This is a genomic window from Thermodesulforhabdaceae bacterium, assembly GCA_037482015.1.
Lineage (GTDB): Bacteria > Desulfobacterota > Syntrophobacteria > Syntrophobacterales > Thermodesulforhabdaceae > JAOACS01.
This window is the reverse complement of sequence record JBBFKT010000007.1, coordinates 80,679-97,792: the sequence shown is the minus strand read 5'-3', so window position 1 is coordinate 97,792 and position 17,114 is coordinate 80,679. Positions and strand designations below refer to the sequence as shown.

The following is a 17,114-nucleotide window of genomic DNA, read 5'->3' as shown; positions in this document are numbered from 1 at the left end:
ATCACGAGTCGATCCAGTTGTCACCCATACAACGTAAAGTGAGGTACGGTATGAAGACAGTTAAAGACGCATGTAAGCTTCAACCTAACGCACTCTCGATCAAACTCAGCGACCAGATCGAGCAACTCGACGAACTGATTCGCGATGAGGGCGACGGGAGTGCCTTTTTCGAGCGTACCCACATTACCCAGGGCATGAAAGACCTGATAACCGAAGGCATTGCGCGCCTTGCGGGAGTCTCCTCTCAGGCCGTTTTCCACCTTAAACAGGCCATGGGGGGCGGCAAGACGCATCTCCTTGTCGGTTTCGGCCTTCTCGCCAAGCACCCTCAGCTGCGCAAGAAGTACGCCGCAGGTGTCTCACACGTGGATGCCTTCGAGAGCGCCGCCATCGCCGCCTTCAACGGCCGTAACAGTCCCGACCACTTCTTCTGGGGGGAAATCGCCGAGCAGCTCGGTAAGGGCGAGCAGTTCCGTCGTTTCTGGGCTGAAGGCCCCAGGGCTCCAGATGAGAAGGACTGGCTGAAGCTCTTCGAAGGGGATCAACCCGTGTTGATCCTCCTCGACGAAATGCCGCCGTACTTCCACTATCTCGACACCCAGAAGGTGGGTAACGGCACAGTGGCCGACATCGCCACCCGTGCCTTTGCCAATTTGCTGACAGCGGCCGGCAAGAAGAAAAACGTCTGTGTTGTGGTCTCGGACCTTGCTGCAGCCTACGATACCGGCGGAAAACTCATCAACAGGGCGCTGCAGGACGCCCGCGCCGAGCTGGGCCGCCAGGAGCGGAACATCACCCCGGTGGACCTCGCCACCAGCGAAATTTTCGACATCCTGCGTAAGCGCTTGTTCACGGCGCTGCCCGACCAGACGGAGATCAGGAAAATCGCCATCGCCTATGGCCGTAAGCTTGCAGAGGCGGCCATGGCCAGGATCGCGCATCTCGGCGCCGAAGCGATTGCCGACGAGATCGCGGCGACCTATCCGTTCCACCCCCGTCTGAAGAACGTCGTTGCCCTCTTCAAGGAGAACGAACAGTTCAAGCAGACTCGCGGCCTCCTGGAACTGGTCTCCCGGCTCCTCAAGTCGGTGTGGGAGCGTCCTGTCAATGACGTCTTCTTGATCGGTCCCCAGCACTTTGACCTCTCGATTCCAGAGGTGCGCGACAAGCTTACCGAGATCTCGGGCATGCGCGATGTCATCGCTAGGGACATCTGGGACGCTCAGCAGTCCTCACATGCCCAGTTGATCGATCTTAAGACCGGAAAGGACTCGGCCATGCAGGTCAGCGTGCTGTTGCTCACCGCCAGCCTTTCAACCGCAGTCAATGCCGTGAAAGGTCTTACGCGGGAGGAGATGGTGGAGTGCCTCGTCACGCCGCTGCGAGAACCCTCGGAGTTTTTGTCCGCCTTCGAGGAACTGGAAAAGATTGCCTGGTATCTCCACCACACGCCCGAGGGCCGCTACTACTTCGACCGCCAGGAGAACCTCACCAAGCTATTGCAGAGCCTCGCAAACGACGCGCCGGACAACCAGATCGAAGAACTGATCCGCCACCGACTGCGCGAGATGTTCAAGCCCACCCGCAAGATCGTCTATGAGGAGGTGCTGCCGCTGCCGCGGCTGGACGAGGCGGCCGAACGTGTGCGCCGGGGCCGAGTGCTGCTTATCGTGAGTCCCGACTCGAATATCCCACCAACGGAGGTGCAACGCTTTTTCAAGGGACTGACCCAGAAGAACAATCTCCTGGTCCTGACGGGGGAAAAGACGGCCATGGGCAGCGTCGAGAAGGCGGCCCGCCAGCTTTACGCAGCGCAGAAGGCCGACGTCCGCATCCCTAAAGGACACCCCCAGCGCGAGGACCTCGAACGCAAGCAGGTGGCCTATGAACAAGACTTCAACGCCACAGTCCTTAATCTTTTCGACAAGGTCCTGTTTCCGATCCACCGCCCGGGCAGGGAGCCACAGCTCGTATCCAAGCCGCTCGACATGACCCGCGATGCCACCAAGCCCTTCGATGGCGAGGCGCAGATCGAGAAGACCCTCACCTCAAATCCGCTCAAGCTCTACCTGGACTTCGAGAAGGACTTCGATGCGATCCGCGACAAGGCCGAGGACCTGCTGTGGCCGGAGAACCAGGTGGAAACGCGCTGGTCCGACGCCGCGGACCGTTACGCCGAGCAGGCGGGTATGCCGTGGCTGCCGCCCAGGGGGCTCGATCAGCTCAAGCAGATCGCCTGCAACCGGGGTCTGTGGGAGGACCTGGGTAACGGCTACGTCACCAAAAGGCCCGCGAAAAAACGCACCTCAGCCCAGGTTGTGGTCGAGCACGGACCGGACGACAAAGGTTGCGTTCGGCTCAAGGTGAACCCCGTGAATGCCGGCCCGGCACCACGCATCCATTACGCTGAAGATGCCCCCGTGTCCGAGTCCAGCCCGGTGCTCAAGGAGAATCCCTTTACCACCAACGCGCTACGCGTCAGCTTCCTCGTGTGCGACCCTTCCGGCCAGTACGAGACCGGCGACCCCGTGGTCTGGACCAACGAACTGGTGCTGCGTAACCGCCTGACCGAGCAGGGTGGCAAACGCCTGGTGGAGCTCTTCGTCGCACCGCGCGGGGAGATCCGCTATACCCTCGACGGCAGCGAGCCGCGCGAGGGCACGCTCTACGAGGAGCCCATCCCCATTGGCGACGGCGAGGTGCTGCTGCGGGCCTTCGCAACCGCGGACGGCCTTGAAACCAAGACGGATTTCCGCTTCCCGGCCAAGGGGAAGAAGGGCGTCCAGATCGAGGACACCCGACCCGCGCGCCTGATCTCCCGCACAGGGCACAAGCTCGACTCGCGCGCCGCTACCTTCGAGGGGCTCAAGCAGGCGGGAGACAGGGGGGTCCTGTTCGAGTATGTCACCATAACCGTCGGGCAGGGTGCGAAGATGGCCTCGGTCATGGTGGGCGAGGTCCAGGTCGATGCGCCTTACCTCACCGCGCTCCTTGAGAAGGTACTGGACAAGTTTCCGCCCGATACGACGGTCACCATGAGCTTCAAAAAGGCTCATTTCAAGTCGGGCTACGATTTAAAGCAGTTCTGCGAGAAGGTGGGCCTGGAGTTCACCGAAGGGAGTGTCGAGCAATGAGCGACAAACCTGCCACCGTGGACTTTGGCGCCCCCGAGGCTTTCGGCACCCACGTCTTCCGCGTCGAGATACCCGCCAAAAGCACCGGCGAGGTGGTGATCATTGAGGACTATGGCTACCGCGGCGGTGAGGCTGGAATCCCGAAAGAAGAGGAGCGGGTCGTGCTCGAACGACGCGTCTGGTCGAAGATTGCCGACATCGCCCGCCGCGAGTTCAACGCCCGCCTCAAGGCCGCCGGGCTCAAGACTGGCCGCTGGCACGTGGGCACCAACCTCGTGGAGCGGTTGCTTGGGAGAGAGCTTTGCGTTCTGGCCTGGGCGGCCGAGAAGGCCACCGACGAGGAGATCCCGATCATCGGAAGCAGATGGGCGGCGCTCCGACCCGAGGAACGCTGGTGGCTCTTCATGATAACCGTGGCCGAGGCCGGGCTTCCGGGCGACCACGATCGCGGCTGGCGCAAGGCCCTCTACGTGGCTTTGTCCGACGGCAATGCCCCGCCTCTTGCAAGGCGCCGTCGGCGCCCCAAAGAGGAGTGGCGGCAACTTTTATTGTTCAAGATAGATCAGGATCATCACCACTAAGGGAGCAGATTCGAGGATGAGCCAGAAAATCAAGCCCTACTCCCTGAAAGACGCACCGTCCCTCATCGAGCGTCTGCTGCCGGTGCAGAAGCTCTCGGCCGAGGCCTACAAGGAGCAGATGGCGGTCCACGGAAAGACCCTGACAGCGCTGGGCTCCTACTGGAAGGGCCGCAAGCCCCTGATCCTGGCCAAAGCCTGTGTGCTGGGAGCGCTGCTGCCGGCAACGGACAACCCCAGGCGCGACATCGAGATCTTCGAGATGCTCATGGGCATGGACGACCTCTCATTGGCCGCCAGAGCCAAGCGCCGGCCAAAGCCCAAGGAAATCCTTGAGAAGCTCTCGCTGGCCCGCATCCGGGACTACTTCACCGTCACTCCCGACGACGCCCTGCCGGCCTCTTCGCCGGTGGACTGGTCTAACCCGGCCTACGACAAGGCCAGGGTCGCCTGGCGCAAGGATTTGCCCGAACGCGAGCGCCGCCAGCTTGAGGCGCAGCTCCTGCCCGGGGTTCCTTATCGCGAGCTGGTTAAAGCCTCCTATCGACCCGAAGAAGTGCCCGATGTGCACGACCACATCTGGGAAGAGGTCAACAAACACCTGGGCACCGACGCCCACTCCTTCCCAGAACTCGTCGAGCAGCTGGGCATCATGCGCTTCGGTCGCCGGCCCAGGGTAGCCGACACCTTCTGCGGGTCGGGCCAGATCCCCTTTGAGGCGGCGCGGCTGGGTTGCGATGTCTATGCCTCGGACCTCAACCCCGTGGCCTGCATGCTCACCTGGGGGGCGTTTCACATCGTGGGCGGCGCACCAGAAGAGCGCAAGCAGCTTGAGCGCGATCAGCAGGCACTGGTGGAAAAGGTGCAGGCGGAGATTGACCGGCTCGGCATCGAGACCGACGGCAACGGCTGGCGGGCCAAGGTGTTCCTCTACTGCGTGGAGGCGCGCTGCCCGCAGACGGGCTGGATGGTGCCGCTCCTGCCGACCCGGGTGGTGAGCAAGGGCTACAGGGTGATCGCCGAGCTGGTGCCCGACCTGGCGAACAAACGCTACGACATCGCAATCCGCTCGGGCGTGAGCGAGGCGGAGCTTGAGGCCGCTGAGCTCGGCACGGTGCGAAGCGACGGACGTGGCCAGGACCCGTACCTGGTCCACACCGTGAACGGCCGCGAGTATCGCACCAGTATCTCGACCCTTCGCGGTGATTACAAAAAGCCCGACGGCACGACCGGTAACCGGTTGCGTCTGTGGGAAAAGCACGACTTTAAGCCGAGGCCAGACGACATCTTCCAGGAGCGGCTTTACTGCATTCAGTGGATGCGACCCAAGGAAAACGGTAAGGGCTTCGAGTACGAGTTCCGGTCGGTAACGGACGAGGACCTCGAGCGTGAGCGGATCGTGGAAAAGTACGTGGCCGAACACCTGGCCGAGTGGCAGGAGAAGGGCTGGGTGCCCGACATGCGCATCGAGCCAGGAGCCAAGACCGACGAGCCGATCCGCACGCGCGGCTGGACCCACTGGCACCATCTATTCAATCCGCGGCAGTTGCTCTTGGGGGGCCTGATCAATCGGGCCAGCGATGCGCGGCTGAAGTTCGGGTTGACGCAGGTGTTGAACTGGAATTCACGCCTCTGCATCTGGAGTATCCACGATGGCGGTGGCGGCGCGGTAAAGAACACGTTCATGAATCAGGCGTTGAACACTCTGTTCAACTACGGATGCCGAGGATTCGGATACTGTGTCACTCTCCTAGACCTAGAGGTGAAGTCTTTACCGTTTGATACAAGAATCGAGGCAAAAGTTGAGAGCCTCCCTGCTGATCAGTTGACCTTCCCATCTGACATTCTGATCACCGATCCCCCCTACGGCGACGCGGTAAAGTACGAGGAGATCCTCGAGTTCTTCATCGCCTGGCTGCGGAAGAACCCGCCGCCGGAGTTCGCCGGCTGGGTCTGGGACAGCCGGCGGGCATTGGCCATCAAGGGCGAGGATGAGGAATTCCGCCGCAAGATGGTGGCCGCCTACAAGCGCATGACCGAGTGCATGCCGGAAAACGGCCTTCAGATCATCATGTTCACCCACCAGTCCGGCGCCATCTGGGCCGACATGGCCAACATCGTCTGGGCCGCGGGCCTGCAGGTGACCGCCGCCTGGTATGTGGTCACCGAGACCGACAGTGCGCTGCGCGAGGGGAGCTACGTGAAGGGCACGGTGCTCCTTGTCTGCCGCAAGCGCCAGGGTGAGCTCAAGACCACCCGCGACGACCTGGCCTGGGAGATTCAGGAAGAGGTCGAGGCGCAGGTCAAGATGCTCACCGGCCTCAACCAGGAGGCCCGGGGCCTATACCGAGACGAGAATGTCTTCGAGGACGCCGATCTCCAGATGGCCGGCTACGCCGCGGCGCTCAAGTGCCTTACCCGCTACGCCCGCATCGACGGCCGTGATATGACCACCGAGGCGATCCGCCCGCGCATCAAGGGCGAGACCACCTTCGTTGACGATCTCATTGCCTTCGCCGTGGACACCGCCAACCAGTGCCTGGTGCCGCAAGGAATCGACCGGCGGCTGTGGGAGAATCTCTCCGGCGCCGAGCGCTTCTACCTCAAAATGCTGGATCTGGAATCACGCGGCGCGCATACGCTGGACAACTACCAGAACTTCGCCAAAGCCTTCAAAGTGCGCGATTTTTACGCGCTCATGGGCGACCGGCGGGCCAACAGGGCGCGGCTCAAGTCGGCAGTAGAGTTTGGGCGCAGCGAAATGGGAGAGGGCTCGGAATTGCATGGTTCGGTGTTGCGAGCGGTGCTCTACGCCATCATGGAGTTAGTTAAGAAGGTGGAAACCGACGAGGTGCTCAGGCACCTCACCCACAACGTGCCCGATTATTACGGCGACATCACCCAGCGCGAGCGCGTCATTGCTCTCGCCGACTACCTGGCTGACCGGCTCAGGTGGATCCGCCCCGAGGAGGCGAGCGCAGCCCGTGTGCTGGCCGAGGCGGTGCGCAATCAGAGGATAGGTTGAGATGGATGGCATCCGCCGCTTCTCCTCGCGCCGCCAGCGGCTCGATCACGCCTTCTTGAACGAGAAGCTCAAGGGCGCGCGGGCCTACCGCCGCATCGCCGGCTACTTCCGCAGCTCCATTTTCGAGCTGGTGGGCGAAGAGATCGCAAGCATCCCCAAGGTGCAGGTGGTGTGCAACAGCGAGCTGGATGCGGCCGACCTGGCCGTGGCCAGGCATGCCCGGGAGACGGCGCTGAAAGAGCGCTGGAACGAGGCCACGCCTGAGGTCGAGGCGCTGCTCCATCGCGAGCGCTACCGACGGCTCTACGAGTTGCTCGCAAGCGGGCGGCTCGAGATTCGCGTGGTGCCTAAGGACCGGGTCTTCATCCACGGCAAGGCCGGGGTCATCGAGCTGGCCGACGGCAGCAAGACCTGCTTTCTGGGCTCCATCAACGAGTCTAAGAGCGCCTTCGCCCAGAATTACGAGATCCTCTGGGAGGACCCTTCTCCCGAAGGCGTTGCCTGGGTGGAGGAGGAGTTCGCCGCCCTCTGGGAAGAAGCCTATCCGCTACCTGAGGCCATCGTCGAGGAAGTGAAGCGGATCTCGGAGCGCATCGAGGTCCGCTTTCAAGACGTTGCTCCGGACGAGATGCCGGGCGCGGCGCTGGCGGAAGCCCCCATCTACCGCGGCGGCGAACAGCTACAGCCCTGGCAGCGGTCCTTCGTCACAACCTTCCTGGAACATCGCGAAATCTACGGCAAAGCCCGGCTGCTACTGGCCGACGATGTTGGCTTGGGCAAAACACTGTCGCTAGCGACGAGCGCCCTGGTCTCGGTGCTGCTCGATGATGGGCCGGTCCTGATCCTCTGTCCGGCGACCCTGACACTCCAGTGGCAGACGGAACTCCTTGACAAACTCGGGATTCCTAGCGCCGTCTGGTCTTCGACGAAGAAACTCTGGATCGACCACAAGGGTCACGAAATCCGCACCCGTGGACCCGAGGACATCACCCGCTGCCCGATGCAGATCGCCATTGTTTCTACGGGGCTTATATTCCACGACTCGGAAGAACGGGAGCACTTGCTCAAAAGAAAATACGGCACGGTGATCCTGGATGAGGCCCATCGAGCCCGCCGCCGCGGCGGGCTCGGCAACCGAGAGGAGGAGCCCAACAACCTGCTGGACTTCATGCTTAAGATTGCCCCACGCACTCGCCATCTGCTGCTGGGTACGGCTACGCCGATCCAGACCGAAGTGCACGAGTTGTGGGACCTGCTGCGGATTCTCAGCGGGGGGGCCGATTTCGTGCTGGGACGAGAGCCATTCAGCCGCTGGGCCAACTTTGAGCGGGCGCTGCCCGTGGTCAAGGGCGAGGAACACCCTCCCGATGAGCGCGAGGCGTGGGAGTGGTTGCGAAATCCTCTACCGCCTGCAAGCGAGCATTCTTTGTTCGCGACCCTGCGGCTCCAGCTGAACCTTTCAGACGACCAGTTTTTTATCGACATTGGCTTCGGTTCGCTCGGTTTTCCGGAGCAACAGGCTCTGAGTGAGGCGCTCGCCCCCGACTTCCTGCGCAACAACAATCCGATCGTCCGTCACACTGTGCTGCGCCGTCGGCGAACCCTGGAGGAACAGGGGTTCTTGGAGCGCATCGGCGTCGAGGTGCATCCCGATCCGGATGCACCCGCCGGAACCTACCTTGGGGTGAATTTCGATGGCCTGGGCTTGGTTACCAATCATCCTTTCAACCTGGCCTATCAAGCGGCAGAAGATTTCACAGCCGCCCTGCGCAAGCGATCCAAGGTAGCCGGCTTCATGAAGACGCTGCTCCTGCAGCGTATCTGTTCAAGCTTTGCCTCCGGTCTTGCGACCGCTCAGAAGATGCGAAACCGGGAGTTGCTAGAAGAGGAGGAAGAGCAACGCAGGCTCGAAGGCGTGCTCAAAGAGCTCACGAAAGAGGAGGCGGGCTTCCTTGACACTATCATCGAGGAGCTTTCTAGGCCGGAAGCGCGCGACCCGAAGATGGCGGCGGTGAAGTACTTTCTCACCGAACACCGAACCGAAGGGAGGACCTGGCTCGAACACGGCTGTATCGTCTTCAGCCAGTACTACGACACGGTGCGGGCTCTTGCAGCCTACCTCGCAGCCGAGCTTCCCGGCGAGGTTGTTGCGATCTACGCAGGAGCTGGCAAGAGCGGGATTTACCGGGGCAGAGACTTTGCTTTGGTGGAGCGCGAGGACATCAAGGCGGCGGTGCGCGAGCACGAGATCCGACTGCTTGTTGCCACGGATGCAGCCTGTGAGGGGCTCAACCTGCAGACTCTCGGCACCATGATCAACGTGGATCTGCCGTGGAATCCTTCGCGCCTGGAACAGCGCCTTGGGCGTATTAAGCGCTTCGGCCAGCGGCGGCAGACGGTTGACATGCTGAACCTCGTGTACCATGACACACAGGACGAGAAAGTTTACGCTGCCCTATCCCGGCGCATGAAAGACCGCTACGACATCTTCGGCAGTCTTCCCGACACGATTGACGACGAGTGGATAGAAGACATCGAGAAGCTCGAGGAGATGATGGACAAGTACCTGCATCTGCGGAAGCAGGCACGTGACGCATTTGAGATTCGCTACGAACGCCATGTGGATCCGGACCGGGACCGCTGGGAACTTTGCTCTCGGGTGCTGTCGCGGCGGGACATTGCAAGCAGGTTGTCGGAGCCATGGTGATTGCTTTGACTGGGTGGGCATGGATCCGCAATCAGGTTCAGCAATGGGCTAGGCAGAGATTCTCGTGGGACCTTCTCAGACTGTTCCAAATCCGAGGTTTTCAGGTTTACCTTGCCTCGGACCACGGCAACATCGAGGCGAAAGGTATAGGAAGACCTGCCGAAAAGGCGGTTCGGTGCCTTTGGAGACGAATCAAGATCGCACCGGGCGTGACCCTGAACCTGAGTAAGTTGGGTGGGTCCCTTTCGTTCGGACCGCGCGGAGCGAAATTTACCATCGGTCCAAAGGGCAAGCGGGTTACGGTGGGCATTCCGGGAACTGGCCTTTTCTACACGACCACGCTTCCGAGTGGGATGTCAGGTGGCGGTAAAAGCGCGTCCTATTCAACTCCGGCCTTCCCAACGGTTAACCCGGAAGACCGCCTGACCTTGGGATTTTTCAAGCGGCTCATCACGCCGGGCGATGAGGAGGCTCTGGTGGACGGGTGCCGGGAGTTGGTTCTTGGCAACGAAGACAAGGCCCTCGAATACCTCGAGAAGTCCGTCCACCTGGCCGACGGCGCTTACCTTGCCGGTTTCCTGGCCCTTAAGCAGGATCGTCTGGAAGAAGCTGAAAAGTACCTGACGGCGGCCTCAGAACAGCACAGCCGTCTGGGCTACTTATTCTCCAAATACGGTATTTCCGCCACCATGAGTCTTCCCATCACTGACGAAGTGTCCGCGCACGTGGGACCGGATCTCCGGGGTGTGCTGCTGGGCTTGGTGGAAGTCTATCAGCGCAAGGAGAGCTGGGGGATGCGATTGCCTACCTGGAGAGTTTACAGCAGATTGAACCAGACGACATAGTTGTGAAGTTGTCCCTTGCGGAGTTATTGTTGGACGTCCACCCGGGTGACAAGAACGTCTGCCGTAAGATTGTGCAGTTGGCCGAAGGGATCGAGAACGAGACGCCGGTCCACACAGCGCTGTTGCTGTACAAGGCCAGGGCTTTGCGCTGGCTTAGGTTTCTGGATGCGGCACGGGAGACCCTGACGGGTGCCCTGCGCAGGAAGAAAGACCGCTCCGAGGAACTGCTTCGAGCTCTCCGGTATGAACTGGCTCTGGTTTACGAGGATCTCGGGGAACCGAGGCAGGCGCGCATCGAGCTCGAGAAACTCTACGCCGAGGACCCGGATTACGAGGATGTGGCGGCCCGGTTAGGGCTGTAGCGGAAACCAGAATCAACGCCCCTGCCGCAAGCGCGGCAGGGACGCAGGCAGGGTTTCTGCCCCTCGGGAAACTGCCGCTCTTTGAAAAGATGTTGCATGTCAACAGGTTAGGTGATATCCCGGCAGCGAAGAGTGATTATGAAGAGGGGGATGCGAGCGGAGAACCAAATTTTTTAATCTGCCTGTGACTGATGAATGCAGGTTAAACCACCTAATAATCTAGTTTTTGTTTTACCAAAAAAAGATTCATAAAAAGAAAAGGATTTTTCAAAGAAAGTGTTCCAGGAAAAAGGGGGTGGCAGATAGGAACCGTCCGGAAACCATTCTCTTATCATTTTGTCATCAACTTCGATATGAAATTGAAGCCCATATACATTATTTTTCCACAAGAAAGCCTGGTTTGGATATAGTTGGGAAGATGCCAGCAAAGTAGCTCCTTCAGGAAGATCAAAAGTGTCGCCGTGCCATTGAAAAACTTTCACTTTTTTGTCATCCCAGATAAGCCTAGAAAAAGATTTGTCCTTTATGCCATCTTCGGTGGGTTCTATCTCATACCATCCTATTTCTTCCTTAGGACCCTTATAGACTTTTCCTCCTAAGACATGTGCTAGCATTTGAGCACCCAGGCAGACACCCAGGATTTGTTTGCCTTTTTTTATAGCCTTTTCAAGAAATTTCATCTCTTCTTTGAGAAAAGTATATTTTTCCATTTCATAAACAGCCATGAAACCTCCCATAACCACAATGTGTGAAAAATCGCTACATCCTTCTAGGGTTGCTCCACGGTTCAGGTTACGGGGTTCAAAATATATATTGCTTTTTCTTAAGTAGATTTCTATGGTCCCAGGACCTTCGTAAGTAAGATGCTGTATTATCAGAACCTTTTTCATTGTTGTAGCCTCCTTTATAGAGCATCAGCGCCTCTTTCGGAGGTTCTAATTCTTACAGCGTCGTCAACTGGTATTATGAAAATTTTTCCATCTCCTACTTCTCCCGTCCTGGCAACTTTTATCAACAATGCTACGACTTCTTCTACAAGATCATCGTCTATTACCGTTTCAATTTTCACCTTTGGGATAAACCTTACTTCTCGAGTCGTTCCCCTGTAAACCTCGAGATAACCTCCCTGTCTTCCAAATCCTTTTACCTCCGTGACTGTCATGCCCTTTACACCCATATTGCTTAGAGCAGAAGTTACTTCTTCCAGCTTAAAAACTCTTACGATTGCTTCAATTTTTTTCATGGTATCCCCCCTAGATATGAAAATTATAGCTTCTCTCTCCATGGATGCTTTCATCAAGACCTACAAGTTCATCTTCTTTTTTGGGTCTTAGACCTACTGTCGCTTTAATAACAAGTAGTATAACCGAGGTAACTATGGCTGAATATATGCCTACTACGACAATGCTGAGAAACTGAATCCATAGCTGATTTGGGTTGCCAAAAAGAAGTCCTGCCGCTCCGTTTATGGATGGATCAGCGAAGATTCCTGTTAAAAGACATCCTAAAATCCCTGCTATTCCGTGAATACCAAAGACGTCAAGACTATCATCGTATCCAAAGATGTTTTTCATTTTGGCTACAGCCAGATAAGCGACTATTCCCGCCAGGAGTCCTATAATGATGGAACTAGCAATAGATACGAACCCGGCCGCAGGTGTGATAGCCACAAGTCCTGCCACGACACCAGATGCAAGGCCAAGAACGGTGGGTTTTTTCGTTATTGCCCATTCGACGAAAAGCCAGCTCAAACCGGCCATAGCGGCTGCTGTGTTTGTGTTAATAAAGGCCTGAGCCGCCAAGTCATTGGAAGCGAGAGCGGAACCTCCGTTAAAACCAAACCAGCCAAACCAAAGCAATCCTGTTCCTAACACTACTAGAGGAAGATTGTGAGGAGAGAGACTTACTTCGCGTCTTTTACCCAGGATCAAAGCTCCTACCAGAGCAGCAATGCCCGCATTTATATGGACTACTGTACCGCCTGCGAAATCTAGAGCGGAGAGTTTAGATAAAAAACCGCCTCCCCAGACCCAATGCGCCACAGGTATATAATCGAGAGTAAACCACAGTATTGTGAACAGAACCCAGGCAGAAAACTTTATTCTTTCTATCCATGCCCCGGAAATGAGAGCTACTGTTATGGCTGCAAAGGTTAACTGAAAGTTGGAGAACACGAACTCGGGAATAGTCTTAGCCGCTTCATTAATAGAGCTTTTGGTAAGGCTTCTGAGAAAAGGACTTAAGGGTTTTCCTATTATACCTGCTAAGTCGGTACCGAAACTGAACCCGTAACCATAAGTGATCCACAAAATGCTAATGATTGTGTAGGAAACCAATGACATTATAATGGTATTCAGAGCGTCTTTTCTTCTTGAAAGACCCCCGTAAAAAATAGCTAGCCCCGGGAAAGTCATTAACATAACGAGAGCTGTTGAGATAAGCATCCAAGCAGTGTCACCAGAACTAATTGGAGTGCTTTCAGCAAAAACTTCGCCTGAGGGAATACCCAAAAAACCCAGTAAACTAATAACGATCAATGCTTTCATAACCTGAACCCTCCTCTTAAAGAGTTTATAAATTTGGTTTAGCTCTAGCTTACGCAGAATGTTCTAAAGCAATCATTGTTCCATGCCTTGGTGGTTTGATTTTGGTAGGTGAATGCCCGAGAAAATAGACAAATTTGTTAATTTTGGGATGATGGGTTCTTCAAGTTTTTACATTTTTGTAAAATTGAACTCATGCAACAAAGTTTATCCAGGATAAAAGCTTTTATGGGGAATAAAAAGTTAAATAAAATATAATTTTTATTTCCAGTTAATTAATAGGTTTTACAAATGGCTATGTAGATGTGGACGGGGGTTAAAGCTCTAGATTTGAAAGTTTTTACATATATTATTATAGCTATAGGTCTAAGCGTTAGAACAAGGCAACAAAAAGTGGGCATTAATAAGCCATTAAAGCTATGAGGGTGTTCTAAAAGCTCCGTAATAGAATTGCAGGGGCGACTCATGCGCCGCCCCTACAGTTATGTGTGGTTAATCATATATTGAGGTCATTTTTAGCTACCTGAGTCTGGGAAGGGTCTTCCAAGCTGAGTTTCGTCCCTGCTTTTTTATGTTTCGCCACCCCATAAGGGAAGTTTTAGAATACCCTCTTAAAGCTATTGAAGGAAAAACGTAATTAATTTATAGTGAGATTACAAAAGTCATTGAATCAATGTGACCATTTTTAGGGAGGTTTTTCTAAATGCTGTTTGATGGTACGGGTCGGAACAAGGGATTTACGCTCATTGAGCTTCTTATTGTTATGATTATTCTTGGTTTGCTCGCAGCGCTTGTTGCTCCTAAGCTTTTTCAGAAAGTTGGAAGTTCAAAGCAAAAAGTAGCGAAAGCCCAGATTGCTCTCTTTGAGTCGGCGCTTGGTACTTTTAGGTTGGATGCAGGACGGTATCCCACTACAGAAGAGGGATTACAAGCGTTAGTAAAAAATCCTGGACTTCCAAAGTGGGATGGCCCATATCTTCCCAAAGGTATTCCCAAGGATCCATGGGGGAATGATTATGTTTATAAATGCCCTGGAGAACATGGTGAATATGATCTTTATTCTTTGGGAGCGGATGGGCAAGAGGGTGGTGAAGGAGAAAATGCAGATATAGTAAGTTGGGAGTCACAACAATGATAGATATAATACTCACGGAAGAGAAACAATCGCGGCTTTTTAACCTGGTTGATCGTGAACTGATAAAAAATGGTGTTGAACACGTTTTTTTAGTTGATACAGCTGGAAATTTAGTATTTGAGAAGGGCAATTATCCATTAGAAGACGTTTTACCTCTTGCGGCTCTTTCTGCTGCTAATTTTGGTGCCACTGCCGAAATAGCTCGTCTGGTTGGTGAAGAAGATTTCACTCTTCTTTTTCATAAAGGTGAGAAATATAATTTGCATTTCAGTAAAATAGGCGATCAATTTATATTGGTTATTCTGTTTGATAAGACTGTGTCCTTGGGATTGGTTCGTTATAAAATAAGTAAAATTTCTGGCGACTTGATAAATATTTTAATGGGTTGATGCCGTGGCATTCATAGACCTTGCTAAAAAAGAGATCCAGGTCAAGATAGTTTACTATGGTCCTGCCAGGAGTGGCAAAACTACAAATCTGCTGTATCTTTACAAATCAATGAGCAAAAATGTTGCTGGCAAGATGGTAACTATTGATACGAAGGGTGATAGAACGTTATTTTTTGATTTCCTTCCTCTAAATATTGGTAAGATTAAAGATCTTAGTATTAGAATTCAGCTTTATACTGTTCCTGGCCAGGTAATCTATAATGCAACTAGAAAGCTTGTGTTAAAGGGGGCTGATGGGGTTGTTTTTGTGGCTGATTCTCTGAGAGTTCAAAAGCAGAAAAATATAGAAAGTCTTATAAATCTTGAAGAAAATCTCAAGGAATATCATATTGATATAAATGCCTGCCCTTTGGTGTTTCAATATAATAAACGAGATCTTATAAAATCTAATTTCCCTCTCCTTTCCATTGAAGAACTTGAAGAAGATCTTAATGCACGTTTTAAAGTGCCTGCTTTCGAAGCAAGTGCTATGAGTGGTTTTGGTGTTTTTGAGACTCTAAGAGAGATTACAAAAATTACAGTAAGAAGTGTAGCAAAAAAGCTCTTAAGCTAGGGTGCATTGAGAAGATAAAACCAAGGGTGAGAGGGTGTTTTATGTCGATTAAAGATGAGCAATCAAAGAAAAGTGATGTTAGCTCAGAGCCCCAAGAAAGCCCTGAAAAAAAATCCAAATCCTCTTTAGTTGATCAATTGGATATTGAAGTTGATGAACTTACTAAGACAATTGAAGATCGGATTGATCAACTTTTTAGACCTGAATTTGAACTCTCCTTTGATTTTGAGCGAAAGGAAGAAAAGGACAAATCTCCCATTTCTGAAATAATTGAATCTGAGGATGTTGAAAGCGGACAGATTGAAGATGTAAAGAGAATTGAAGAAATTCCTGAAAGAGAAGCTAGGGTTGACACTGCTGATGTTTATAGTAAAGAGGAAGAACCAACTTTATTGGAGTTGCTAGAGAAAGCCCAAATAACCTATTTGAGTCTCGACTGGGAATTCTCTCAAGATAATCTTAAGGCAATGAATGATGTCGTTATTGCTGTAGAATCGAAAGTTGTGCCGATTGCGGAAACTCGTGTTCTTTTTACAATACTTAAGAAGTTACTTGAGTGGTTTTCTTATTATGAGCAAACAGTGTCGTCAAGTTCTCTAGCTCTATTCAGGGAGACTTTACAGTTTCTTCGCAAAATTCTTCAAAGAGACCAGAAGATAGGTGATAAAGAACGTGAGATTATAAATCAGCTTCGTAAAAGATTTAATATTTTGAGAAAACAACACAATATTAAAGAACCTGATTTGGAAATGCCTCCTGTTACTCCAGATGTTCCAGAAGTTCCTGTCGGACCTAAGATTGCTGTTGTTTCTGAAGCTACTGAAGCCAGTCCTGCCCTTTATACCCCAACCAAAATAGCTTCTTTGGAAGATTTGGAACGAGAGATTCAAAACTTGAGGAAAGCTTTGGAGCAAGAGAATGTAAGATTACGTAAAGTTATCGAAATCTTATACAATAGGCCAAAATTGAAGCCTTTAGGAGATCGTCTCATAAAACTTGTTGAACGGTATGAAACTTGCGCTTTTCGTATGCAAAATTTAGAGTCTTCTTTGAAGTTATCTGAATTTGCTGTTGCGACGACTCCAGGGCCTGAAATTAGGGTGGAACCGACCTCTGCTGAAAAATTGCCTTTGGAATCATCAAAGGTTGAGCATGCTTCCCTAAATCTTCCCGCTGAAGAAAAAGTTCAGGAGAGAAAAATTGCGATTGAAGAACAACCAAAAAAGGAAGTTGCTCCAGAACCGTTGGTGACACAACCAACTGAAATATTTGGCATTGTGAAAAAAGTTTATGTGTTTTTATACCAAGGTAAATATTTTGCCATTCCCGCCGATCAATTAATTAAATATGATCAAATTTCGTCTAAGAAAGCTGCCAGCTTAATCAATAAAGGCTTTGGGACTCTTAAAGATGTAAAACCATTTTTCAAGAAAATCACTTACGGTGTGCGTGGAGGATGGCTTTATAAGCCAGAAAAAGATTTAAAGTCTATGGTTTTTAAGTATGTTAATTTAAGACACTTGTTCCGTCTTCCTGGGGTGAAAGAAGAATATGGTGGGATGATTATTTTTGTGTCAGATGGTACAAATAATGTAATGTTTCTCGTAGATTCTGTAATTGGGGAAGATCCTATTTCTGTAAAAGACGTTAAACCTGCTAACCTTTCAAACCTAATTGGTGTAGTTAATACAGATCAGTATAAAAATGTAGATGTTATAGATATTAGAACTCTTGTATGATGGTTGTGAACAGTATGTCTTAGTTTTAGAAACAAGAGTTTATC

The 17,114-nt window shown here is 53.0% G+C and carries 13 protein-coding genes; 10 read left to right on the top strand and 3 right to left on the bottom strand.

Annotation, left to right across the window (positions count from 1 at the left end; translation table 11 throughout):
- Window positions 1-50: 50 nt before the first annotated feature.
- Genes WHS38_09170 through WHS38_09145 form a run of 6 tightly spaced genes read left to right on the top strand, consistent with a single transcriptional unit; the run spans window position 51 to window position 10,651 of the window.
- Window positions 51-3,134 (top strand): anti-phage-associated DUF499 domain-containing protein, encoded by a 3,084-nt coding sequence (locus WHS38_09170; protein MEJ5301143.1) that lies wholly within the window; start codon window positions 51-53, stop codon window positions 3,132-3,134.
- A complete protein-coding gene (locus WHS38_09165; protein ID MEJ5301142.1) occupies window positions 3,131-3,715 on the top strand; it encodes an anti-phage-associated DUF3780 domain-containing protein in 585 nt (194 codons plus the stop codon). Before WHS38_09170 ends, WHS38_09165 begins: the two co-directional genes overlap by 4 nt.
- A gap of 16 nt (window positions 3,716-3,731) precedes the next feature.
- Entirely contained in the window at window positions 3,732-6,737 is a 3,006-nt protein-coding gene (locus WHS38_09160) for an anti-phage-associated DUF1156 domain-containing protein (protein MEJ5301141.1), read from the top strand.
- A gap of 1 nt (window position 6,738) precedes the next feature.
- Entirely contained in the window at window positions 6,739-9,444 is a 2,706-nt protein-coding gene (locus tag WHS38_09155; GenBank protein MEJ5301140.1) for a phospholipase D-like domain-containing anti-phage protein, read from the top strand.
- The gene (locus tag WHS38_09150; protein ID MEJ5301139.1) at window positions 9,438-10,289 is read left to right on the top strand and encodes a DUF4236 domain-containing protein; all 852 of its coding nucleotides are present in this window, start codon (window positions 9,438-9,440) and stop codon (window positions 10,287-10,289) included. Before WHS38_09155 ends, WHS38_09150 begins: the two co-directional genes overlap by 7 nt.
- A 29-nt stretch (window positions 10,290-10,318) precedes the next feature.
- Window positions 10,319-10,651 (top strand): hypothetical protein, encoded by a 333-nt coding sequence (locus WHS38_09145; GenBank protein MEJ5301138.1) that lies wholly within the window; start codon window positions 10,319-10,321, stop codon window positions 10,649-10,651.
- Between the two features lie 173 nt (window positions 10,652-10,824).
- On the opposite strand, the gene WHS38_09140 is transcribed toward WHS38_09145, so the two are convergent.
- The 3 genes from WHS38_09140 to WHS38_09130 are packed head-to-tail and all read right to left on the bottom strand — an operon-like array spanning window position 10,825 to window position 13,197.
- Window positions 10,825-11,541, bottom strand: a complete 717-nt coding sequence (locus tag WHS38_09140) for a type 1 glutamine amidotransferase (protein ID MEJ5301137.1) — start codon at window positions 11,539-11,541, stop codon at window positions 10,825-10,827.
- Between the two features lie 14 nt (window positions 11,542-11,555).
- Complete coding sequence (locus WHS38_09135) at window positions 11,556-11,894, bottom strand: P-II family nitrogen regulator (protein MEJ5301136.1); 339 nt, start codon at window positions 11,892-11,894, stop codon at window positions 11,556-11,558.
- A 10-nt stretch (window positions 11,895-11,904) separates the two neighbouring features.
- A complete protein-coding gene (locus WHS38_09130; GenBank protein MEJ5301135.1) occupies window positions 11,905-13,197 on the bottom strand; it encodes an ammonium transporter in 1,293 nt (430 codons plus the stop codon).
- Between the two features lie 700 nt (window positions 13,198-13,897).
- Here WHS38_09130 and gspG point away from each other — a divergent pair.
- From gspG to WHS38_09110, 4 genes are read left to right on the top strand one after another with little or no spacing between them, the layout of a single operon-like run.
- Window positions 13,898-14,329: a type II secretion system major pseudopilin GspG gene (gspG, locus tag WHS38_09125; GenBank protein MEJ5301134.1), complete on the top strand. Its 432-nt coding sequence runs from the start codon at window positions 13,898-13,900 to the stop codon at window positions 14,327-14,329.
- Window positions 14,326-14,718 carry a roadblock/LC7 domain-containing protein gene (locus WHS38_09120; protein MEJ5301133.1) on the top strand — a complete coding sequence of 131 codons (393 nt, stop codon included), beginning with the start codon at window positions 14,326-14,328 and terminating at the stop codon, window positions 14,716-14,718. The genes gspG and WHS38_09120 overlap by 4 nt, the downstream gene beginning before the upstream one ends.
- A 4-nt stretch (window positions 14,719-14,722) precedes the next feature.
- Window positions 14,723-15,331 carry a GTPase domain-containing protein gene (locus WHS38_09115; protein ID MEJ5301132.1) on the top strand — a complete coding sequence of 203 codons (609 nt, stop codon included), beginning with the start codon at window positions 14,723-14,725 and terminating at the stop codon, window positions 15,329-15,331.
- Window positions 15,332-15,372: 41 nt separating this feature from the next.
- Window positions 15,373-17,070 carry a hypothetical protein gene (locus tag WHS38_09110; GenBank protein ID MEJ5301131.1) on the top strand — a complete coding sequence of 566 codons (1,698 nt, stop codon included), beginning with the start codon at window positions 15,373-15,375 and terminating at the stop codon, window positions 17,068-17,070.
- The last annotated feature ends 44 nt before the right edge of the window (window positions 17,071-17,114 follow it).